Raw genomic sequence first — 22780 nt, 5'->3', positions numbered from 1 at the left:
CATTTATCCTAACCGGAAAAGAGGCCTTTTCCGGTTAGAATTAATGTTCTTCCACTTCCAGATTCAATTTGTTTGCTGATTGGGTATCTTCTTCCTCTAACTCCCGCATATCAATTTCTTCTTCATCGCTGTTTAACATTTTCACGTCCATACCGAGACTTTGCAATTCCTTAATTAACACCTTGAAGGATTCAGGCACACCCGGTTCTGGCACGTTTTCTCCCTTGACAATCGCTTCATATGTTTTCACACGGCCGACAATATCGTCCGATTTTACCGTTAAAATTTCCTGAAGGGTGTAAGCTGCACCGTAAGCTTCCAACGCCCACACTTCCATTTCCCCAAACCGCTGACCGCCAAATTGGGCTTTACCGCCAAGCGGCTGCTGGGTAACGAGGGAATATGGCCCAGTGGAGCGCGCATGCAATTTATCGTCAACCATATGGGCAAGTTTAATCATATACATGACGCCGACAGACACCCGATTATCAAACGGTTCTCCGGTTCTTCCGTCATAGAGAATGGTTTTGGCATCTTTCGCCATCCCCGCTTCTTCCAGTGTCGCCTGTACATCTTCCTCTGTTGCCCCGTCAAATACAGGGGTAGCAATATGAATTCCTAACAATCGGGCAGCCATTCCGAGATGAAGTTCAAATACTTGACCGATGTTCATCCGGGAAGGTACCCCTAACGGGTTCAACATAATATCGATCGGTGTACCATCCGGCAGGAACGGCATATCCTCTTCTGGCAAGATTCGGGAAATAACCCCTTTGTTTCCGTGACGGCCTGCCATTTTGTCCCCTTCGTGGATCTTCCGTTTTTGGACAATATACACCCGCACTAATTGGTTTACACCCGGAGGCAATTCGTCGCCATCTTCCCGGTTGAAGATTTTTACATCAAGAACGATACCGCCTGCACCGTGAGGCACGCGCAATGAAGTATCCCGGACTTCCCTTGCTTTTTCTCCGAAAATAGCATGGAGCAGCCGCTCTTCGGCGGACAGTTCGGTAACGCCTTTCGGTGTAACTTTACCGACCAGAATATCTCCGTCGGTCACTTCAGCGCCGATTCGGATAATTCCGTTTTCATCCAAATTCTTTAATGCGTCTTCCCCGACATTCGGGATGTCTCTCGTAATTTCTTCCGGTCCGAGTTTCGTATCCCGAGATTCGGATTCATATTCCTCGATATGGATGGAAGTGTAAACATCATCTTTCACGAGACGCTCACTCATAATAATGGCATCCTCGTAGTTGTACCCTTCCCACGTCATAAAGGCTACAAGCACGTTGCGGCCAAGGGCAAGTTCTCCCATTTCCATGGATGGCCCATCGGCTAAAACTTCCCCTTTCTTCACCCGCTCACCTTTTTTGACGATCGGGCGCTGGTTTATACATGTCCCCGCATTCGACCGGACAAATTTTTGCAATTTATACCGGTCCACATCGCCTTGAACTTCTTTTCCGTCCACTTCAACAATCCGTCTCACGAGGATTTCCTTCGCTTCCACTCGTTCGACTATGCCGTCGTGTTTACATATAACTGCCGCTCCCGAATCTTTTCCGTTGACATATTCCATTCCGGTTCCGACAATTGGCGCTTCCGGCTGCAATAACGGCACCGCTTGACGCTGCATGTTGGCACCCATCAAGGCACGGTTTGAGTCGTCGTTTTCCAAGAACGGAATACATGCGGTAGCAGCCGATACAACCTGCTTCGGCGAAACGTCCATATAGTCGATTTTATCCCGGCTTACTTCGATGTTTTCGCCGCGGAAACGGGCAATTACTTCTTCGTTTTTAAAGCGGTTATTCTCATCCAACGGCGTGTTTGCCTGAGCAACAATATAATTATCCTCTTCATCGGCAGTCAGATAATCAATTTGATTTGTGACAACGCCTGTATCCGGATCTACTCTGCGGTATGGGGTTTCAATAAAACCAAATTCATTTACCTTCGCATAAGTAGATAAAGAGTTAATGAGTCCAATATTCGGTCCTTCCGGAGTTTCGATTGGACACATTCTGCCGTAATGGGAATAGTGTACGTCACGAACTTCAAAACCAGCACGTTCCCGAGTTAGCCCGCCTGGTCCCAGGGCAGACAAACGCCGCTTGTGGGTAAGTTCTGCCAGCGGATTTGTTTGGTCCATAAACTGGGAAAGCTGGGAACTGCCAAAGAACTCTTTTATGGCAGCAATAACCGGGCGAATATTGATTAACTGCTGAGGAGTAACGCTGGATGTATCTTGGATAGACATTCTTTCCCGGACGACCCGTTCCATTCGGGACAGACCAATACGGAATTGGTTTTGCAGCAGTTCCCCGACAGAACGCAGACGGCGGTTGCCTAAGTGGTCAATATCATCTACATCCCCAACACCATGAAGCAAATTAAAGAAATAGCTGATCGACGCTAAAATATCTGCCGGTTTAATATGCTTCACTTTAGAATCGACATTACCGTTTCCGATGACATTGATTACCCGCTCTCCGCTCGGGTCGGTCGGATCATAAATTTTTACTTTCTGCAGAATAATATCTTCACCTAATACTCCGTCGTGCGGACTGAGCACTTCTTCTCCGAGCATATCTTCTTGACGCTCGATATACGGAATCAACTTATTCAGCAGTTTCCTCTCCAGCCGTTGCCCTTTTTCTGCGAGTACTTCACCGGTCTCCGGATCAACAATCGTCTCTGCCAGCACTTGATTAAACAAGCGATTTTTAATGCTTAATTTCTTGTTTATTTTATAACGACCTACATAGGCCAAATCGTATCGTTTTGGATCGAAAAAGCGTGAAATCAGCAGACTTTTTGCGTTTTCCACGGTCGGTGGTTCTCCGGGGCGCAGCCGTTCATATATTTCTAACAAAGCCTTTTCGGCGGATTCAGTATTATCTTTTTCTAACGTGTTTCTTAAATACTCATTTTCTCCTAATAAATCAACGATCTCCTGGTCTGTACTAAAACCGAGAGCTCTTAACAAAACGGTAACCGGCAGTTTGCGCGTGCGGTCAATCCGAACATAGACGACATCCTTAGCGTCCGTCTCAAATTCCAGCCATGCACCACGGTTTGGGATAACCGTAGCTGCAAATCCGGTTTTTCCGTTTTTATCCACCTTTTTATTGTAATAGACGCTTGGCGAGCGCACTAACTGGGAAACAATGACACGCTCTGCACCATTGATAATAAAGGTTCCTGTTTCCGTCATTAAAGGAAAGTCGCCCATAAACACTTCCTGTTCTTTCACTTCGCCGGTTTCGTTATTAATTAACCGGACCTTTACACGAAGCGGGGCATTGTAGGTAACATCTCTCGATTTGGATTCATCAACATCGTATTTTGGTTCTCCTAATGAATAATCGACAAACTCTAACGATAAGTTTCCGGCAAAATCTTCAATCGGAGAGATGTCCTGGAACATTTCCCTTAATCCTTCTTCCAAAAACCATTTGTACGAGGAAGTTTGGATTTCAATAAGATTGGGCAATTCCAACACTTCATTAATACGTGAATAACTCCTGCGTTGGCGGTGCCTGCCATACTGAACTAGATGACCTGTCAACTGCTTCACCCCTTAAAAGAATACAATTTATAAGTAGTGTACCTACTTTTATAAAAATGTATCGCAGGTTAACTGGCCAACCATTTTATAACGCAGCATTAACTGCGTTCTTTAAGGAGCCAGTCAACATCCGATTTATTCCACTAACACCCGGCGGGGCGGAGGGAAAGCTTTAAAAGTGCCATCTTTCCTTTCTTTAGAACCCGCAAGGTGAAGTATCGCATGATTAGAAAAAATAACGGCCGATGATCATCGGCACCCTTTGCATAATGGTTTTTCTGCAAATCTCGTACCTTCAACGAATTATGTACCTTTTAATCAATGTCAAATAAAAGATTTTTGTTAATAATAGTTTACAGATGGAACGAAATACAGTTATAATGGAAAAAGAAATGATTCGCAGTATATTTCCCCATTTTATAAGCATATCCTGAGCGCAACGAAATATACGTTGCACATGACAGAAAAGCCCCATTATTGCATTTTCCAATCTTACCATATTCTTTAGCGTTGGTCAAACTTTTCGTGCCAAAAATACATAGTAACCTTTATCCCTTGCTGCTATCTCCGCGTTTCCAAACACTTCCATTAATTTTGTTTTTAGCGAAGGAGCTCCTTGCTTCTTTTGAATAACTGCCCACAACTCCCCGCCTTCCAGCAGAGCTTCCTGGGCCTTATCAAACCATGGATAGTATACTTTTTTCCCCGCTCGTATCGGCGGATTCGTTACGACCGCAGCGAATCGGCGTCCGCCTAGATTGGAAAAACCATCACTTTTCAAAATTTCCACATTGTCAATGTTATTCTGCTTCGCATTTTCTTTTGCAAGGATTAACGCCCGATCATTTACATCCGCCATCGTCACCCGCCGATCAGGATAGCTTTTTGCTAAAGAAAGGCCGATGGGACCGTAGCCACAACCTAAATCTAGTATATCTCCGCGAACCGCCGGTTCTTCAAATTTCTCAATTAATAGCCGCGAACCGAAATCAACTTCATTTTTGGAAAACACTCCAAGATCACTAGTAAAAGAGAAAAGGTGGTCCCGCAGGCGGTAATCCCATGTTTTTGGCGAGCTTTTTGACTGGGGGTTTTCACTATAATAATGTTCGCTCAAAATCATCCCACCTTATATCTTGTTGGCAAAAAATCCCATGGTAGTCGAAAAGAGCTCGATCGAATCCGACGAGCTCTCCTCTATAGCAAACCTTATTTAACTTCTACTGTAGCGCCAGCTTCTTCAAGCTTAGCTTTAATTTCTTCTGCTTCATCTTTAGATACGCCTTCTTTAATTGCTTTTGGAGCGTTATCTACAAGATCTTTCGCATCTTTCAAGCCAAGACCGGTGATTTCACGAACAGCCTTAACAACTTTAATTTTGGATGCACCAGCATTTTCAAGCACAACATCAAATTCAGTTTTTTCTTCTGCAGCATCTCCGCCAGCAGCAGCTCCAGCTACAGCTACAGGTGCAGCAGCAGTTACTCCAAATTCTTCTTCAATAGCTTTTACTAAATCGTTTAACTCTAAAACGGTCATTTCTTTAATCGCAGAAATCATTTCTTCTTTCGTCATGATTAAATCCTCCTAATTTTTTTAGTTTATATTACGGACAGAGCATTAAGCTCCTTGTTGTTCTTCTTGTTGATCTGCAACAGCCTTAAGCGCATAAGCAAAGTTGCGAATTGGCGCTTGAAGTACGCTGAGCAGCATGGATACCATACCTTCGTAGTTTGGAAGGTCAGCAAGTTCATTGATTTGTTCTAATGTAGCAACTTTACCTTCGATTACACCGCCTTTAATCTCTAAAGCTTCGTGATCTTTTGCAAAGTTCTTTAAAATTCTTGCAGGGGCAACAGCATCATCTTTACTGAATGCAATTGCGTTTGGTCCAACGAGCAGATCGTTTAAGCCATCCAATTGCGCTGCTTCTACCGCACGGCGGGTTAAAGTGTTTTTATATACTTTAAATTCACAGCCTGCTTCCCGCAATTGTTTACGAAGTTCAGTTACTTCACTGACATCAAGTCCGCGATAATCTACAACTACTGTTGTTTGACTGCTTTCGAACTTTTCTTTAATCTCTTCTACTATTTGTTTCTTTTGTTCGAGTATGCTGGACATTTGCTCCACCTCCTATTGTTGCTTATACCGTATATAGAGAAAGCTCCCGGTCGCAGACACACGGGAGCTTTTATAACAAACACGGACACAAAAATGGCTTGTTTGTTTATAAACACCTCGGTAGGATAATTAAGCTATACGCCCCTACTGTCTACGGTATAAATATTTATTTGATTAGATAACGTGATTTATTATATCGAACCACCGTTAAGATGTCAATTGGCAATTAACGGTAATCAGAAACATCCACTTTAATTCCAGGACCCATCGTTGAAGTGATCGTTACATTCTTCATGTAGGTGCCTTTCGCTGCTTGTGGCTTCACTTTGATAATTTGTTCTGTAATCGCAATGAAGTTTTCAACCAGCTTGTCATCTTCAAAGGAAATTTTCCCGATCGGAACGTGGATATTGGCTGATTTATCAACGCGATATTCCACTTTACCAGCTTTAATTTCCTTCACTGCTTTTTCTACATCAAATGTAACGGTTCCTGTTTTCGGGTTTGGCATAAGGCCTTTTGGTCCAAGGACACGGCCTAATTTTCCAACCTCGGCCATCATGTCAGGAGTTGCTACAACGACATCAAAATCAAACCAGCCGTCGTTGATTTTATTTATATATTCTGCATCTCCTACATAGTCCGCTCCTGCAGCTTCCGCTTCCTTCGCCTTTTCACCTTTCGCAAATACTAAAACGCGCTGGGTCTTCCCTGTACCATGAGGAAGTACCATTGCTCCGCGGATTTGCTGGTCAGCTTTTTTAGGATCTACACCTAAACGGAAAGCCACTTCTACAGTTTCATCAAATTTAGCTTTTGCGGTTTGTTTCAACAAGGCAACCGCTTCTTTTATATCATACGCTTTTGTTTTATCTACAAGCTTAAGCGCTTCTTGATATCTTTTACCTCTTTTAGCCATTATTATCCTCCTCTATTGTGGTTATAACGGTTATACCTCCCACTTATAAAAGCACCCGCTTTTATAAAAGTGTGAAGTGCATTCACACCCAAGAAAAAGGTTGCGAAGATTCGAGCTCGCAACCCGTTTTCTGTCATTAGTCTTCAATAACAATACCCATGCTTCTTGCCGTACCTTCAACCATACGCATCGCTGCTTCTACATCCGCCGCGTTTAAGTCAGGCATTTTCAATTCAGCGATTTCTTTTACTTTATCGCGTTTTAAAGTAGCGACTTTATTACTGTTTGGCTCCCCGGATGCTTTATCAATACCGGCAGCTTTCTTCAATAGAACTGCTGCAGGCGGGGTCTTCGTAATAAATGTAAATGAACGGTCTTCGAACACCGTAATTTCTACAGGAATAATTAAGCCCGCTTGATCTTGTGTACGCGCATTAAATTCCTTACAAAATCCCATAATGTTTACCCCTGCTTGACCAAGCGCAGGTCCTACTGGCGGTGCTGGGTTTGCTTTACCAGCCGGGATTTGCAGTTTTACAACTTTAACAACTTTTTTAGCCACGAGACACACCTCCTTAAGTCCGTGATGTGGTAATAGGGATCTATCCCTCCCACTCATATAAACACTCTATGTCAGAGCGTAAATAACATAGGAATTTTACCATGAACGGAAAGATTTTGCAAGGTCATGATTCGGATAATTTCAGAAGTTTACTCGTCTCCACCGGGAAGGCAGGCAGAAAAATTAAGTTATTTTTTCCACTTGGGAAAAATCCAATTCGATTGGTGTTTCCCTGCCAAACATATTTACATGTACTTTCACTTTCTGTTTGTCTGCATCAATTTGTTCAATCGTACCTGTAAAGTCTTTAAATGGACCTTCCTTCACACGGACATTTTCTTTAATTTCAAAATCGACTTCTACCCTCGGCGCCTCGACACCCATCCGTTTAAATAATTCATCTACTTCATGAGGGAGCAGAGGGGTTGGTTTCGATCCGTGTCCGCTGGAGCCGACAAATCCGGTAACCCCAGGAGTGTTTCGCACCACATACCAGGAGTCATCGGTCATAATCATTTCCGTCAGCACATATCCGGGGAAGAATTTCTTTTTTACTACCTTCTTTTTGCCGTTCTTAATCTCGGTTTCCTCTTCTTCCGGGATAATGACGCGGAAGATTTTATCCTGCATGCCCATCGTTTCAACGCGTTTTTCCAGATTCATTTTAACTTTATTTTCATATCCAGAATAAGTGTGTACAACATACCATCTTTTTTCCATTTTTCGCCTGTCCCTCCCTTTTAACGAGCACAACTTGATTTTTACCAATTTAAAAAACCCGTGGCACGCGGGTTTTTAACAAAAATTTATTCTTATACATTATAGCATAATCCAATCGTTATTATTCAAATAATCTATAGCAAGTTTAAACCTAAGGAAATGAGCTGATCGACAATGAAGAAGAAAATCGCAAAGAATACAACCGTTGTAACGACTACAATCGTATAATTTGTGAGTTCTTTCCCTTTTGGCCAACTCACTTTTTTCATTTCCTTGCCAACGTTTTTGAGAAATTTAATCAAGCTTGTACCCCCCAACTCTACCTAAGCTGCGCCTGTTACTTTGTCTCTCGGTGTAACGTATGTTTCCCACATGTTTTACAATATTTTCGTACTTCTAAACGTGTAGATTGTGCGGATACATTTTTGTTTGTTGAATAATTTCTGCTAAAACATATTGCGCATGCTAGAGTTATCTTTTTGCTCATGACTACACCCCAGAGAAGAGGTAATATACTTTATTAAATTTAGCACGTTTGCCCTATTTATGTCAATGTTTGTCATTTTAATTCCTTCGTTTCCAGTAAATGTTCCAACTTCCGCTTCACCCGCTGCAATGCATTGTCAATCGATTTTACATGCCTTTTTAACTCTAAGGAGATTTCCTGATACGTCCGGCCGTCTAGGTAGAGCTGCAAAACTTTCTTTTCCAGCTCGCTTAAAAGCTCCGAGATTTTCAGTTCCATATCTCCTCTATTTTCCCGGCTGATGAGCAGTTTTTCCGGGTCGATATCCTGTGATCCGGCAATGATATCCAATAGCGTCCGGTCGGATTCTTCTTCGTAAATCGGCTTATCTAACGACACATAGGAATTAAGCGGTATATGCTTTTGCCTTGTGGCCGTTTTAATCGCGGTAATCATTTGCCTCGTAATACATAGTTCGGCAAAAGCTTTAAATGAAGTCAGTTTTTGATCATCATAGTCGCGTATTGCTTTGTATAGGCCAATCATACCTTCTTGGATTATATCTTCTTTATCAGCACCGATGAGAAAGTACGTTCTTGCCTTCGCCTGAACAAAGCCCCGATACTTTTGGATTAAAAAGTCAAGGGCAAGACTATTTCCTTGATGAATCAGCACGAGTATTTCCTCATCATCAAGCGAATGGAAACGTTCATGTTCACGATCAAAATTCTCGGCCCTCAATCTTTTGCCCCCTAACCACCATGATGACTTGTCCCTATTATACTAGAAGATTTTGGAAGGCGTCAACGGAATATAGTTAAAGTTTTTTGAAAAAAATAAAGCATTTGACTTTTCTATCGAGTAAGTTAAATAGAGGATTTATTACGCTACACTTCCCCTCTGCGCATCTTTTCCAATTTTTCCACCATACTCTTGTCTAACACATCCAGCAAAGCTTTTGACTGTGGTTTTGCTTTCTGCTGTTCTTCAATTCTGTCCCGTATTTGCCGCCTTATATCTTCCAGTTCTATATATAGTTCCCGGGCTGATTTTCGTAAAGCTCCTTGTCCAAAAATCGTCCGCTGTTCATCGTAATCCGAAGTTGCCACATACACTCGGGTCTTCACATTCATTAATTTTTTTACTAATTTCTCAATCCGCTCATCGGCGGTTTCCTTTTCTTTTGTGAAAATAACTTCGATATTGTACTGTTTTTCTTTTTTCTCGATTCCTTTCACGTAGTATGCATCAAAAACGATAATAACCCGATATTTCGTAATCGCCTGGTACTCCGCCATCATTTCTATCAGTCTGTCCCGTGCTTGGCCAATATCAATCTCTTTCAGCCTTTGCAGTTCGCTCCATGCCCCGATAATGTTATAGCCGTCTACTACTAAAATGACCATTATCTTTCACCTATCGGATGGCGATTCCGAAATACTTCATAGAGGAGAAGGCTGCAGGCAACCGAAGCATTTAAAGAGCTCACCTTTCCCTTCATCGGCAAACTGACGGTCCAATCGCATTTTTTTCTTACTAAGCGGCTTATTCCTTTCCCCTCATTCCCAACAACAATCGCGATGGGAATGTTCCCGTCCAGCTCCCGATAATCCATTGTCGCTTCTGCTGCCGTGCCGACGACCCAAACTTGACGCTGTTTCAGTTCGTCAATCGTATTGGCAATATTTGTCACCCTTGCCACCGGCACGTGTTCCAATGCTCCTGCGGCGGTTTTAGCGACCGTTTGGGTTAAGCCGACAGAGCGCCTTTTCGGAATGATGATTCCATGGGCTCCTACAGCATCTGCCGTACGGAGTATGGAGCCTAAATTATGAGGGTCTTCCAATTCATCCAAGATGATAAAAAACGGATCTTCTTTCCGTTCTTCTGCTTTTAGAAACAAATCATCAATTGAGCTGTACGTATAGGCGGCAACATAGGCAACGACTCCCTGATGATTTCCGTCCGTCAAGGAATCCAGCTTTGTTTTTGGCACGTTTTGGACAATCGTTCCCGCTTCTTTTGCCAGCCGGATTAATTTCCCCCTTGCCGTCGGATGAAGGGCTTCGGAAAGCAGCACTTTATTGACCGACCGTCCCGACTTTAATGCTTCGATAACCGGATTTTTACCTATAATTAGTTCCTGATCCATCTCTATTCACTCTTTTCTTCCTCGATAAATTGTACCGCTCTTTCCATGAGTTCCTGGAGCCGATCCTTTTGTTCGTCAAGGTACAGATAGCCTAACAGTGTTTCAAAGGCTGTACTGTACCGGTATGTTTGAACGCTTATATGTTTTGGCACGGATGCGGATTTTGCGTTTCTTCCCCTTGCCACAATCCGCTCCTCTTCATCAGTCAATACCTTTTCTTCCAGCCATTGCAAAATTACTTTTGCCTGCGCCTTGCCGGATACAAAGGTAATCGCTTCCTGATGGAGATGATGGGGTTTTATCTGCCCTTTTTTCAGCAAATATTCGCGGATAAACATTTCATAGACCGCATCCCCCATGTAGGCTAAAGCAAGGCTCTTCATTTGCCTGACATCTATGTCCATTCATTATCCTCTCTTCCAACGAACACCTTGTGGAGTGTCTTCCAAAATAATCCCTTTTTCCTTCAGCATATCGCGAATTTCGTCTGCCCTGGCAAAATTCCGGTTTTTCCGCGCTTCATTTCTTTCTTCAATTAATCGTTCGACTTCTTCATCCAGCAAAACAGATGTATCCTCTGTTATCTCTAATCCTAATATTCCCAACATCGCGGAAATTGTCTCCTGGAATTTTTCGATTACTTCTGTCGATGTCTGCTCCAATTGTACATACTGATTTGCCTCTTTAATGAATTCAAATAAAACAGAAATGGCATTTGCCGTATTGAAATCGTCATCCATTTCTTTTTCAAATTGCTTTTTCCACTCATCGATTTTTCCGAACCATTCTTCCGTGTCCTCGGTCAAGTTCATGCTTGATTGCTTGCGATGTTCCAAATTGTTGTATGCGGTTTTAATCCGTTCAAAGCTATTTTTAGCACTCTCCAGCAGCTCTTCCGTAAAATTAATCGGATTCCGGTAATGGACAGACAGCATGAAGAAACGAATCACTTGCGGGTCGTGTTTGGCAATCAGGTCCCGTGCTAATATAAAATTCCCGAGGGATTTGGACATTTTTTCGGAATTAATATTTATATAGCCGTTATGCATCCAATAGTTTGCAAAGGTTTTTCCTGTATTTGCTTCAGACTGGGCAATTTCATTTTCATGGTGCGGGAATGTCAGGTCCTGCCCGCCGGCATGAATATCAATCGTTTCCCCTAAATATTTTTTTGCCATAGCCGAGCATTCAATATGCCATCCCGGCCGGCCTTTCCCCCAAGGAGAATCCCAGGAAATTTCTCCTTCTTTTGCCTTTTTCCAAAGGGCAAAATCCAATGGATCCTCTTTCTTTTCGCCAACTTGAATTCTTGCTCCAGCCCTTAGTTCATCGATGGACTGATGGGAAAGCTTTCCGTAACCTTCGAATGCCCTTGGCTTAAAGTAAACATCCCCATCCACCTCGTATGCATATCCTTTATCGATAAGAGAGCTGACAAATTCGATAATTTCATCCATCGTTTCCATTACCCGAGGATTATGGGTTGCCTTCTTCACTCCCAAGGCTTCCACATCTTCTAAATACGCTTGAATGTATTTGTTGGCAATATCATGGACAGTTTCTCCCGTTTCTTTTGCCCGGTTAATGATTTTATCATCCACATCGGTAAAATTGAGGACATAATCGACTTGATATCCTTTATATTCAAAGTATCGGCGCACCGTATCAAAGACGATGGCCGGACGGGCGTTTCCGATATGAATATAGTTATACACCGTCGGCCCGCACACATACATTTTTACTTTTCCTTCTTCTATCGGCCGAAACTCTTCCTTCTCATGGGTCAGCGTATTATAAATTTTAATTGTCATCCTCTGTCATCCTTTCCTTTAATTTGGCAATTTCCGCTTTTAACGCCTCGATTTCTGTCTGCATTTCTTTAAATTTATCTGCAACAGGATCGGGCAATTTATGGTGGTCTAAATCCCTGGAAACCCGCTTCCCGTTTTGGACAACAACTTTCCCCGGCACACCAACGACCGTACAGTTCGGCGGCACATCTTTAATGACAACTGCTCCGCCGCCAACTTTCGAGTTTTCCCCAATGGTAATCGAGCCGAGCACTTTTGCCCCCGTTGAAATTAATACATTATCTTTAATTGTCGGATGACGTTTGCCTTTTTCTTTCCCTGTTCCCCCTAAAGTGACTCCTTGGAAAATCGTTACATCATCCCCGATTTCGCATGTTTCCCCGATAACGACCCCCATGCCGTGATCGATGAAAAACCTGCGCCCGATTTTTGCTCCCGGATGGATCTCAATGCCTGTAAAGAAACGGCTGACCTGTGAAATGACCCTTGCAATAAAGAATAGTTTTCTTTTATAGAAAAAATGGGCAACCCGGTGGCTCCATATAGCATGCAAGCCGGAATAGGTTAAAAATACCTCTAAATAAGACCTTGCAGCCGGATCCTGTTCAAAAACAACATCCATATCTTCCTTCATTCGGCGAAAAATCCCCATTTGAATGTTCTCCCCCTTTGATGGCAATATTTGCGGCAAATAAAAAAGCATCCCTATACTTTTTGTACAGAGACGCTTGAAGCGCGGTTCCACTCTGTTTGAAGAGAAAAACCTCTCCCAACTCGTGCTCTTATAACGGCAGAGTACCGCTGTTATGTACTGAAAGTTCCATAACAGACTCCGAGGGGCACTTCAAAAATGGCGCTTAGAATCACTTCCAGCCAGCGGTGATTCTCTCTGGGTAAGCTTTCCATTTTTTACTTTTCCTCGTCAACGTTCCCATATTTTTATTTAATAATATATTATACTACGGCAAAATTGTGTACTATTATGCATCGAGTTCTTTTAATACTTTGTCTAGACGGGCGATAACCTTTTCCTTGCCGAGCAATTCAATCGTTAAATTGAGTTCAGGCCCATGGGTTTGGCCAGTCGTTGCCACACGAATCGGCATAAATAATTTCTTGCCGCGATGGCCGGTTTCCTTTTGAGTTGCTTTAATTTGGGCTTTAATCGAATCTTGATGGAAATCATCCAGATGAATAATTTTATCTGCAAAAACTTGCAGCACTTCAGGAACTTGATCTCCCTGCAGCACTTCTTTCGCTGCATCATCGTAGGAAATGTCCTCTTTAAAGAATAGTTCCGTTAATTCGACAATTTCCTGACCGTATCGCAGCTGTTCCTGGTATAGGCCGATTAATTGCTCCGCCCAGCGGCGCGTCTTTTCATCCATACTTTCCGGCAGTTTTCCGGCTTCCACAAGATGCGGCAACGCCAATTGAACAACGTCTTCTTTCGCCAGCTTTTTAATGTAAACGTTATTCATCCATTTTAGTTTTTGCTGGTCAAAAATTGCCGGAGAGATGGATAAGCGTTCTGGATCAAAAATGTTGATTAACGTTTCTTTGTCAAAAATTTCTTCTTCACCAACCGGAGACCAGCCAAGTAATGTAATGAAGTTAAATAATGCTTCCGGAAGATAGCCCAGGTTTTTATATTGCTCGATAAATTGGACGATGTGCTGATCCCGTTTGCTTAATTTCTTCCGATCTTCGTTTAAGATTAGTGTCATATGGCCGAACTTTGGCGGTTCCCAGCCAAAAGCTTCATAAATCATCATTTGTTTTGGCGTGTTGGAAATATGTTCTTCCCCGCGGAGAACGTGGGATATTTTCATTAAATGATCATCAATGGCTACAGCAAAATTATAAGTAGGGACCCCGTTTTTCTTCACGATTACCCAGTCGCCAAAATCACTCGATTCAAAGGTAATCTCTCCTCGAACTAAATCGTGAAACGTATACGTTCGGTTTTCCGGCACCCGGAAGCGAATGCTCGGTTTCCGTCCTTCTGCTTCAAAGGCGGCAATTTGGTCTGGGGTAAGATTCCGGTGTTTTCCGGAATACTTCGGAACTTGCCCTTTCGCTCGCTGCTCCTCCCTTTCCTGTTCCAATTCCTCTTCTGTCATGTAGCATTTGTATGCCAAGCCCCGCTCCAGAAGCTCATCTACATATTTTTTATATATGTCGAGTCTTTCTGTTTGGCGGTACGGTCCGTAGTCCCCGCCGATATCCGCTCCTTCATCCCATTCGATGCCAAGCCATTTGAGGAACTTAAGCTGACTTTCTTCTCCGCCTTCCACATTCCGCTTTTCATCTGTATCTTCAATCCGAATAATAAACTTTCCGTCGTAATGTCTTGCATATAAATAATTAAATAATGCCGTTCTCGCATTTCCGATATGTAAATGACCGGTAGGACTAGGTGCATACCGCACCCGAATATCTTTCGTCATGATGGTTCCCCTTTCCTCGGACAATTCCTTTTAAACAGGAAATTTCCGCTGCTAAACACCTTTATTTCGTGAGTTTTAGAAGAAAAAGTGATAACATGAACTGTTATCACTTTCCATCCGTTCTTCTATAAGTTATACCTTGTTTACAATGCTTTTTCAAGTAATTTTGGTTTTGCGAAAATCATTCTGCCTGCCGAAGTTTGCAGCACACTTGTAATTAATACTTCTATCGTCTTGCCAATGTAATTTTTCCCTTCTTCGACGACAATCATTGTACCGTCATCTAAATAAGCAACCCCTTGGTTATGCTCCTTGCCATCTTTAATCACTTGAACGACGAGTTCTTCTCCAGGAAGGACAACCGGTTTGACCGCATTAGCCAAATCATTAATATTTAACACGTTAACTCCTTGCAGGTCACAAACTTTGTTCAAATTAAAATCATTGGTAACGATAATTCCATTGATTACTTTTGCCAGTTTAATAAGTTTGCTGTCCACTTCTTGGATTTCCTCAAAATCCCCTTCATATATTTCGACTTTTACGGGAAGCTCTTTTTGAATCCGATTTAATACGTCCAGTCCGCGGCGTCCGCGGTTCCGTTTTAACGCATCTGAGGAGTCGGCGATATGCTGCAGTTCCTCTAATACAAACTGCGGTATGACAATGGTCCCTTCAAGGAAGTTGGTTTGGCAAATATCGGCAATTCGGCCGTCGATAATTACACTCGTATCCAATATTTTAGCTCGAGGCTGAGAAGATTCTGTCTCCTCTTCTTCCGCCTTCCGTTTGTCTTTTCTTCCCGAGCTGCGCAGTAAATTAATAAATTCATCTCTGCGCTTAAATCCTACTGTAAAACCAAAATATCCTAGGAGAATCATAATAAAAAGAGGCAATACTTGGGAGATTACTTCAATGTTTATATCCTGGAGCGGCCGGTTTATAAAGTACGCAATGACCAGGCCGATGATCAGCCCGAGACTGCCAAAAAATAAATCTACTGCCGGAAGTTTAATTAATGCTTCTTCAATCCATTTGAGGAAATCGACAATATATCCGGACAAAAAGTAGGAAATTAGAAAGAAAATAATTGCACCGATGACCATTCCTATATACGGTGAAGTGAGCCAAGCTACATCCGCAAACTCTAGCAGCTGGATAATATTTGGAACATAAATAAATCCAATCGTTCCTCCAAGTACAACGAAAAACAGATGAACGATAATTTTTAGCATGATTTTTCACCTCCTGCAATCCATTATTACCTTTAATTGCAACAATTAGTCTAAGAATCGGAAAATATATGATGCCAATTAAATCATAGCATATCACTTGGAAATATTCAATTTTTACTAAACCAATCATTTTACCACACTATAAAGTCGGGATTCAATCCTTCTTTTATTGCAACGCAATGTTTAATGCTTCCTGGACGGTTTTTACACCAATAATTGTAATATTTTTTGGCGGATGCCATCCTTCTAAATTATTTTTTGGACAAATTACTCTGCTAAATCCAAGTTTTGCAGCTTCTTGAATTCGCTGTTCAATCCGGGATATCCGTCTGACCTCACCTGTAAGGCCCACTTCTCCGATAAATATATCATCAGGCCGTGTAGGTTTATCACGGAAACTTGAGGCAATGCTTACTGCAATTGCCAAATCAATAGCCGGTTCATCCAGTTTCACCCCGCCGGCAACTTTAATATAAGCATCCTGATTTTGCAGCATCATTCCAACCCGTTTTTCCAATACTGCCATTAACAATGGAACACGATTGTGATCAATACCAGTGGCCATTCTTCGGGGGTTTCCAAAGCTTGATGGGGATATTAATGCCTGAATCTCTACGAGTACCGGTCTTGTCCCTTCCATGGAAGCAACTACGGTCGATCCGGCTGCTCCTTGTGAACGCTCTTCTAAAAAAATTTCGGACGGGTTTTTCACCTCTTCCAAGCCCGTTTCCTTCATTTCAAAAATTCCCATTTCATTTGTCGAACCGAAGCGGTTCTTCACACTCCGAAGCATTCGATATGTATGATGCCTTTCCCCTTCAAAGTAGAGGACTGTATCAACCATATGCTCAAGCAGTCTTGGCCCGGCAATGGCACCTTCCTTCGTAACATGTCCGACGATGAAAATAGGGATATTTTTGCTCTTGGCAATGCGCATAAGCTCCCCAGTACATTCCCGAACTTGGGACACGCTTCCGGGAGCGCTCGTCACTTCTTCCCTGTAAATCGTTTGAATCGAATCGATGACGACAAAAGAAGGTTCAATAACATCAATTTGCTGAGAAATATCAAATAAATTAGTTTCCGATAATACGTATAATAATTCAGATTGTATATTTAGCCGTTCTGCCCGCAGTTTCGTTTGTCTTGTCGATTCTTCTCCAGAAATGTAGAGTACAGGCAACCCTTTCTCTGCCAATTGGGAGGATACTTGTAATAGCAGCGTGGATTTTCCGATTCCAGGGTCTCCGCCGATTAACACCAATGATCCTGGCACAATCCCGCCGCCAAGAACCCGGTTAAATTCTTCTAATGAAATGGCAATTCTCGGTTCTTTTTCCGACTTAATTTCCGTAATTTTTTCCGGTTTTTGCACAAATTTCCTATTCCCATTCAATATATGGCGATTTGCTTTAGAAGATGCTTCCATTTCTTCTACAAAAGAATTCCATTGTTGACATCCAGGACATTTTCCCATCCATTTCGGGGACTCGTATCCGCATTCCTGACAGACAAATTTTGTTTTTCTTTTAGCCAATGCCCTCTTCCCTTCTCAATCCATATTAGACTATTTTTCCCTTCCCTAGGTTACAAATTCCTATCATTTTCCTATCAAAATTCCCACAAATATGCCACATTTTCTGCCTATGGAGGAAAAGCTAGAAGAGAATCTCTTCTAGCTTTTTATTGCAGTATAACGAAATCGCCTTTGCTGTTCAATCCAATTTTTACTTTTTGTCCTTTCGAAATCGTTCCTTTCAAAAGTTCCTCGGATAACTTATCTTCAATATTCTTTTGAATGGAGCGGCGTAAAGGTCGGGCCCCGTATTCAGGATCAAAACCTTCTTTGGCAATTTTTTCAATCGCTTTATCCGTCAGGGTGAATTCAATATCTTGATCTTTAAGACGTTTTTGCAATTCTTTAATCATCAAGATAACAATATCCTTCATATGCTTCTCTTCTAAAGAATGGAAGACAATCGTTTCATCGATCCGATTTAAAAACTCCGGACGAAAGGCTTTTTTCAGTTCATCCATGACTTTCGCCTTCATATCCTTATATTCTTGCTTCTCATCCCCTAGGGTAAATCCGACATATTTATTTCGCCGCAATTCACTTGCCCCTACGTTGGAAGTCATAATGATGATAGTGTTGCGGAAGTCAACGACCCTTCCCTTCGAATCCGTCAACCTTCCATCCTCTAATACTTGCAAAAGGATATTGAACACTTCTGGATGAGCCTTTTCAATTTCATCCAGCAGGACGACAGAATATGGTTTTCTCCGCACCTTTTCCGTCAGCTGGCCGCCCTCTTCATAGCCGACATATCCTGGAGGGGAACCGACAAGCCGGGCGGTAGAATGACGCTCCATATATTCGGACATATCGACACGAATCATCGCATCTTCATCGGCAAACATCACTTCCGCCAGCGCTCTCGCCAGTTCGGTTTTTCCGACTCCAGTAGGCCCTAAGAAAATAAAGGAACCGATTGGCCGTTTCGGATCTTTCAGTCCTGCTCTGGCTCTTCGTATCGCTTTAGAAATGGCGTTTACCGCCTCTTCCTGACCGATAACCCGTTTATGCAGCGTTTCTTCCATATTTAATAGACGTTCCGTTTCGTCTTTCGTCAGCTTAGAAACAGGAACACCGGTCCAGCTGGAAACGACGCTTGCAATATCCTCTTCTGTTACTTTGGAATCGGTCTGACCTTGTTTTTCCTTCCATTCCCGTTTCGTCTTTTCCAGTTCCTCCCGGTAGCGCTGTTCTGCGTCACGCAGAGAGGCTGCTTTTTCAAATTCCTGGCTTTGCACTGCTGCATCCTTTTCTTTGCGTACTTCCTCTAATTTCATTTCCAATTCTTTTAGGTTTGGCGGCACAGTAAAGGAACGGAGACGTACTTTTGAACCTGCTTCATCGACCAAATCAATCGCCTTATCCGGAAGGAAGCGGTCTGTAATATAGCGGTCTGACAGCATGGCTGCCGCCTCAATGGCTTCATCGGTAATCGTTACGCGGTGATGGGCTTCATAACGGTCCCTTAACCCCTTTAAAATTTGGATTGTTTCTTCCACTGTCGGCTCATCCACTTGAATTGGCTGAAATCTGCGTTCCAATGCGGCATCTTTTTCGATGTATTTCCGGTATTCATCCAAGGTGGTAGCGCCGATACATTGCAATTCTCCGCGGGCAAGGGAAGGTTTTAAAATATTCGAAGCATCAATCGCTCCTTCAGCTCCTCCCGCACCGATTAATGTATGCAATTCATCAATGAACAGGATGATGTTTCCTGCCTGGCGAATTTCTTCCATCACCTTTTTCAGACGATCTTCAAATTCACCACGATATTTTGTTCCGGCAACGACAGTTCCCATATCAAGGGTCATTACCCGTTTATCCCGCAAAATTTCCGGCACCTCGTTATCGACGATTTGCTGGGCCAGCCCCTCTGCTACAGCGGTTTTTCCGACACCAGGCTCTCCGATTAAAACAGGATTGTTTTTCGTACGCCGGCTAAGTACTTGAATAACCCTTTCAATTTCCTTCGAACGGCCAATGACAGGGTCAATTTTCCCGTCTCGTGCACTTTGGGTAAGGTCCCTTGCCAGCGAATCCAACGTTGGAGTATTGGCGTTGGATTGCTGCGGGCCTCTTCCTTGGCGTCCTGCCTGGGTTTCATTGCTGCCCAGCAATTGCAGTACTTGCTGTCTTGCTTTATTTAAGCTGACACCTAAATTATTTAATACCCGGGCAGCTACCCCTTCCCCTTCCCGGATTAAGCCGAGCAGAATATGTTCTGTTCCAACATAGGAATGTCCTAATTTCCGCGCCTCATCCTGGGAAAGTTCGACTACTTTTTTTGCCCTCGGTGTATAGTGGATGGATTTCATCGGCTGTTTACCTACACCGATTAATTTTTCCACTTCTTCCTGAATTTTCGTTACTTCTAAACCTAGCGACTGCAACGCTTTTGCCGCAATTCCTTCTCCTTCACGAATGAGGCCTAATAAAATATGTTCTGTTCCAATATTATTATGTCCGAGGCGCACTGCCTCTTCTTGGGAAAGGGCAAGCACTTTTTGAGCCCTTTCTGTAAATCGACCAAACATCATAACGGCTTTCCTCCTAACTCTCTAACTGTAATCGCTCACGAATTAGCGATGCACGCAGAACATCTCTTTCATTGGCAGTCAATGTTTTTTGAGCGTAATGCTGCAAAAATCCTGGCTGAATTAAAACCATAAGTTCGTTTAATATCGTCCGTGATGTTTGTTGAATCATTCCTAAGTCTATTCCTAAACGAACGTTGGATATACAGTTGGATGCTTCTTTTGATTCTATAATCCGGCTGTATTTTAATACACCGTATGAACGGTAAATACGGTCTTCCAGCTGAGTATTTCTTTCCTTCATCAGCATAAATCGGGCATTGCGTTCATGTTCAATTAATTGATGAACGACGCTTTCCAAATCGGCAACAATATCTCGTTCCGATTTACCTAGAGTAATTTGGTTGGAAATCTGAAAAATATTGCCTAGCGCTTCACTGCCCTCTCCGTAAATTCCTCTTACAACTAAGCCTAACTGATTTACAGCTGGCATAAGGCGATTTATTTGCCCTGTCATCACCAATGCAGGCAAATGCACCATGACAGATGCGCGCATTCCTGTACCGACATTGGTCGGGCAGGATGTTAAATATCCTCTCGTTTCATCATATGCAAACGTAATTTTTTCTTCCAGCCAGTCATCCAATTCAAATGCCTTTTCCAATGCCTGTTGAAGCTGCAGTCCCGGGTAATAAATCTGCAGGCGAACGTGATCTTCCTCGTTAACCATAATAGATGCCTGCTCATTTTGGGCTATTAAGGCTCCGGATTCCTGGGAAAATTTCGTAAGGTTCGGGCTTATGAGATGTTTTTCCACCAGTACCCGTTTTTCTATGGCAGACAATTCCCGGGTAGGTATAAATTCAAACTCCCCATAATGTTGGAAAGTCTGATGGGCAAATTCTTTTTCGAAAAATAGCCGGATCTCTTCCAGCTTCTCTTCATCGGCAATAATTGGATATGGGAAATTCGCAAAATTCCGCGCCAGCCGAATCCGGCTGCTTAAAACAATATCACTGTCCGGACCATCTTCCCGCATCCACGGGCTTATCGCTTCGTTCATAAAGTGCTCCAAACTCATGCGTCTTCCCCCGCAATCTTCCCGTCATTTTCTAATGCTCTTATTTTATCACGAATTTTTGCTGCTTCTTCAAAAGCCTCCGTTTCAATCAAATGTTGCAGCTGTCTCTTATACTCTTCAATTTGTTTGCGCTTTTGAAGATGGACCCCTGTTCGTTTCGGTATTTTTCCTACATGTTTCGTATTCCCTGCGTGAACTCTGCGGAAAATCGGTTCCAGACGCGGATGAAACGTATGATAACATTGAGCACAGCCAAACTTGCCAATCTGTTTAAACTGATTAAAAGTCATGCCGCAGCTTGGGCATTGTAATTCTTGAACTTGTTGAAAGGCTCCCTGCTGGTTTTCTATGCTCGGTGTATCAAAGTTAAAAAGCCCTGAAAGCAGGTCATGAAGTGAGTATCCTTCTTCTGAATAATGAATATAACCTTTTTCCTTTGCACACACTTCACATACGCGAATCTCCCTTTTCTGTCCATTAATAATTTGGGTAAAGTGAAGTGTCGCTGGACGCTCATGACATTCTTGGCATTTCAACATAAGTCCCCCTCTAAAAATTAAAGATATTTTAATTGGGTCAGCATGGCACTCAATATTCGGGAACGGATTTCATCGCGGACAGGAAGCTGGAAAGCCAGCGTCTCCCGGTTAATCGCGCTTAGCATAATTTTTGCCTCCCGTTTTGTAATAATCTCTTCCTCGAGAAGCCGTTCCAGCACATCAACAGCAGCACGTTGGGACACTTCCGGATGAATCATTTCTAAAATTTCATCAATTAATTTCGATTTATCCTTGTGGGTTATGCGCATGATGCGGATATAACCCCCGCCTCCCCGCTTACTTTCCACAACATATCCTTTTTCCAATGTAAACCGGGTGTTGATAACATAATTAATCTGCGATGGTACGCATTGAAATCGGTCGGCAATCTCGCTTCGTTTAATTTCAATCACATTTTGACCTTTTTTCTGCAGTACACTCTTCAAATATTGCTCAATGATATCCGATATGTTGCTCATAATATCATCTCCTCTTGCTCGTCCTCCAGAGTCATTCTGCTGTTTTGACTTTGACTATCTTTGACTTTATTTTTATTATACTTTATAAACGAAGAGATGCAAATACCTTTTATCATTATTTTAGACAAAAAAAGAGGCTCTATACTAAATGTTGGGGTTTAGAAATAATTTAAAGACAAATAAAAACACGCTTCTCCAATTTCTTTTATACTTGAATTGACGAGAAACAAGCAAAAAGAGAGGAGAAGCGTGTAAATGAATAATACCATAAAAATCCCTGGTTTAGAAGATGTAATTATTACAAAGGTGGAGGAATTTGAGGATCGAATAGTGTAAAGCTCCACATTATTCCATCCAAAATAAGCCTTTTATGTTCAAATTCCTCCAGCACCTTCACTAGACTTCACCGCAATAATGTGCTAAATTTTTTGCATATTATTCCGGTAGTGTAAAAAGTTCTATGAAAACAACCTCAAAATAAAAATCCTAATATTTTAGGATGAGGGGAACTCCCGCCATCGCTCTTGACAAACACGACAATGGTTTACGGGTAAG

The 22780-nt window shown here is 42.5% G+C and carries 22 protein-coding genes and 2 other annotated features; all 22 genes read right to left on the bottom strand.

The window, feature by feature from the left end; all coding sequences use genetic code 11:
- Positions 1-40: 40 nt before the first annotated feature.
- Positions 41-3577 carry a DNA-directed RNA polymerase subunit beta gene (gene rpoB / locus IEV18_RS10830; protein WP_188392397.1) on the bottom strand — a complete coding sequence of 1179 codons (3537 nt, stop codon included), beginning with the start codon at positions 3575-3577 and terminating at the stop codon, positions 41-43.
- Between the two features lie 514 nt (positions 3578-4091).
- Complete coding sequence (locus tag IEV18_RS10825) at positions 4092-4694, bottom strand: class I SAM-dependent methyltransferase (RefSeq protein WP_188392396.1); 603 nt, start codon at positions 4692-4694, stop codon at positions 4092-4094.
- A 92-nt stretch (positions 4695-4786) separates the two neighbouring features.
- Positions 4787-5152, bottom strand: a complete 366-nt coding sequence (gene rplL, locus IEV18_RS10820; RefSeq protein ID WP_188392395.1) for a 50S ribosomal protein L7/L12 — start codon at positions 5150-5152, stop codon at positions 4787-4789.
- Positions 5153-5197: 45 nt separating this feature from the next.
- The gene (gene rplJ / locus IEV18_RS10815) at positions 5198-5701 is read right to left on the bottom strand and encodes a 50S ribosomal protein L10 (protein ID WP_188392394.1); all 504 of its coding nucleotides are present in this window, start codon (positions 5699-5701) and stop codon (positions 5198-5200) included.
- A 27-nt stretch (positions 5702-5728) separates the two neighbouring features.
- Positions 5729-5876 (bottom strand) — a sequence feature (ribosomal protein L10 leader region).
- Positions 5877-5927: 51 nt separating this feature from the next.
- Complete coding sequence (rplA, locus tag IEV18_RS10810) at positions 5928-6620, bottom strand: 50S ribosomal protein L1 (RefSeq protein ID WP_188392393.1); 693 nt, start codon at positions 6618-6620, stop codon at positions 5928-5930.
- Positions 6621-6756: 136 nt separating this feature from the next.
- Positions 6757-7182: a 50S ribosomal protein L11 gene (gene rplK / locus IEV18_RS10805; RefSeq protein ID WP_188392392.1), complete on the bottom strand. Its 426-nt coding sequence runs from the start codon at positions 7180-7182 to the stop codon at positions 6757-6759.
- Positions 7183-7365: 183 nt separating this feature from the next.
- The gene (gene nusG / locus IEV18_RS10800) at positions 7366-7902 is read right to left on the bottom strand and encodes a transcription termination/antitermination protein NusG (RefSeq protein ID WP_188392391.1); all 537 of its coding nucleotides are present in this window, start codon (positions 7900-7902) and stop codon (positions 7366-7368) included.
- Between the two features lie 134 nt (positions 7903-8036).
- Positions 8037-8204 carry a preprotein translocase subunit SecE gene (gene secE / locus IEV18_RS10795; RefSeq protein ID WP_188392390.1) on the bottom strand — a complete coding sequence of 56 codons (168 nt, stop codon included), beginning with the start codon at positions 8202-8204 and terminating at the stop codon, positions 8037-8039.
- Positions 8205-8239: 35 nt separating this feature from the next.
- Complete coding sequence (gene rpmG / locus IEV18_RS10790) at positions 8240-8389, bottom strand: 50S ribosomal protein L33 (protein WP_188392389.1); 150 nt, start codon at positions 8387-8389, stop codon at positions 8240-8242.
- Between the two features lie 72 nt (positions 8390-8461).
- Positions 8462-9109, bottom strand: coding sequence for an RNA polymerase sporulation sigma factor SigH (gene sigH, locus IEV18_RS10785; protein WP_188392388.1), 648 nt, complete (start codon positions 9107-9109; stop codon positions 8462-8464).
- 146 nt (positions 9110-9255) lie between these two features.
- Positions 9256-9774 carry an NYN domain-containing protein gene (locus IEV18_RS10780; RefSeq protein ID WP_188392387.1) on the bottom strand — a complete coding sequence of 173 codons (519 nt, stop codon included), beginning with the start codon at positions 9772-9774 and terminating at the stop codon, positions 9256-9258.
- Positions 9774-10520: a 23S rRNA (guanosine(2251)-2'-O)-methyltransferase RlmB gene (gene rlmB / locus IEV18_RS10775; RefSeq protein WP_188392386.1), complete on the bottom strand. Its 747-nt coding sequence runs from the start codon at positions 10518-10520 to the stop codon at positions 9774-9776. Before rlmB ends, IEV18_RS10780 begins: the two co-directional genes overlap by 1 nt.
- A gap of 2 nt (positions 10521-10522) precedes the next feature.
- Positions 10523-10924, bottom strand: a complete 402-nt coding sequence (locus IEV18_RS10770) for a Mini-ribonuclease 3 (RefSeq protein WP_188392385.1) — start codon at positions 10922-10924, stop codon at positions 10523-10525.
- A gap of 3 nt (positions 10925-10927) precedes the next feature.
- A complete protein-coding gene (gene cysS, locus IEV18_RS10765; protein WP_188392384.1) occupies positions 10928-12331 on the bottom strand; it encodes a cysteine--tRNA ligase in 1404 nt (467 codons plus the stop codon).
- Positions 12321-12977, bottom strand: a complete 657-nt coding sequence (gene cysE, locus IEV18_RS10760; protein WP_188392403.1) for a serine O-acetyltransferase — start codon at positions 12975-12977, stop codon at positions 12321-12323. Before cysE ends, cysS begins: the two co-directional genes overlap by 11 nt.
- A 71-nt stretch (positions 12978-13048) precedes the next feature.
- Positions 13049-13266, bottom strand: a binding site (T-box leader).
- Positions 13267-13311: 45 nt separating this feature from the next.
- Positions 13312-14781 carry a glutamate--tRNA ligase gene (gene gltX / locus IEV18_RS10755; protein ID WP_188392383.1) on the bottom strand — a complete coding sequence of 490 codons (1470 nt, stop codon included), beginning with the start codon at positions 14779-14781 and terminating at the stop codon, positions 13312-13314.
- Positions 14782-14924: 143 nt separating this feature from the next.
- Entirely contained in the window at positions 14925-16016 is a 1092-nt protein-coding gene (locus IEV18_RS10750) for a PIN/TRAM domain-containing protein (protein ID WP_188392382.1), read from the bottom strand.
- A gap of 166 nt (positions 16017-16182) precedes the next feature.
- Entirely contained in the window at positions 16183-17553 is a 1371-nt protein-coding gene (gene radA, locus IEV18_RS10745) for a DNA repair protein RadA (RefSeq protein WP_188392381.1), read from the bottom strand.
- A 146-nt stretch (positions 17554-17699) separates the two neighbouring features.
- A complete protein-coding gene (gene clpC / locus IEV18_RS10740) occupies positions 17700-20129 on the bottom strand; it encodes an ATP-dependent protease ATP-binding subunit ClpC (RefSeq protein WP_188392380.1) in 2430 nt (809 codons plus the stop codon).
- A gap of 13 nt (positions 20130-20142) precedes the next feature.
- Positions 20143-21207, bottom strand: a complete 1065-nt coding sequence (gene mcsB, locus IEV18_RS10735; RefSeq protein WP_188392379.1) for a protein-arginine kinase McsB — start codon at positions 21205-21207, stop codon at positions 20143-20145.
- The gene (gene mcsA, locus IEV18_RS10730; protein ID WP_188392378.1) at positions 21204-21743 is read right to left on the bottom strand and encodes a protein-arginine kinase activator protein McsA; all 540 of its coding nucleotides are present in this window, start codon (positions 21741-21743) and stop codon (positions 21204-21206) included. The genes mcsB and mcsA overlap by 4 nt, the downstream gene beginning before the upstream one ends.
- A 20-nt stretch (positions 21744-21763) precedes the next feature.
- Entirely contained in the window at positions 21764-22225 is a 462-nt protein-coding gene (locus tag IEV18_RS10725) for a CtsR family transcriptional regulator (protein ID WP_188392377.1), read from the bottom strand.
- Positions 22226-22780: the final 555 nt, after the last annotated feature.

The sequence above is a fragment of the Compostibacillus humi genome, assembly GCF_014637175.1.
Classification (GTDB): domain Bacteria; phylum Bacillota; class Bacilli; order Bacillales; family Amphibacillaceae; genus Oceanobacillus; species Oceanobacillus humi.
This window is presented reverse-complemented; position numbering and strand designations above follow the sequence as displayed.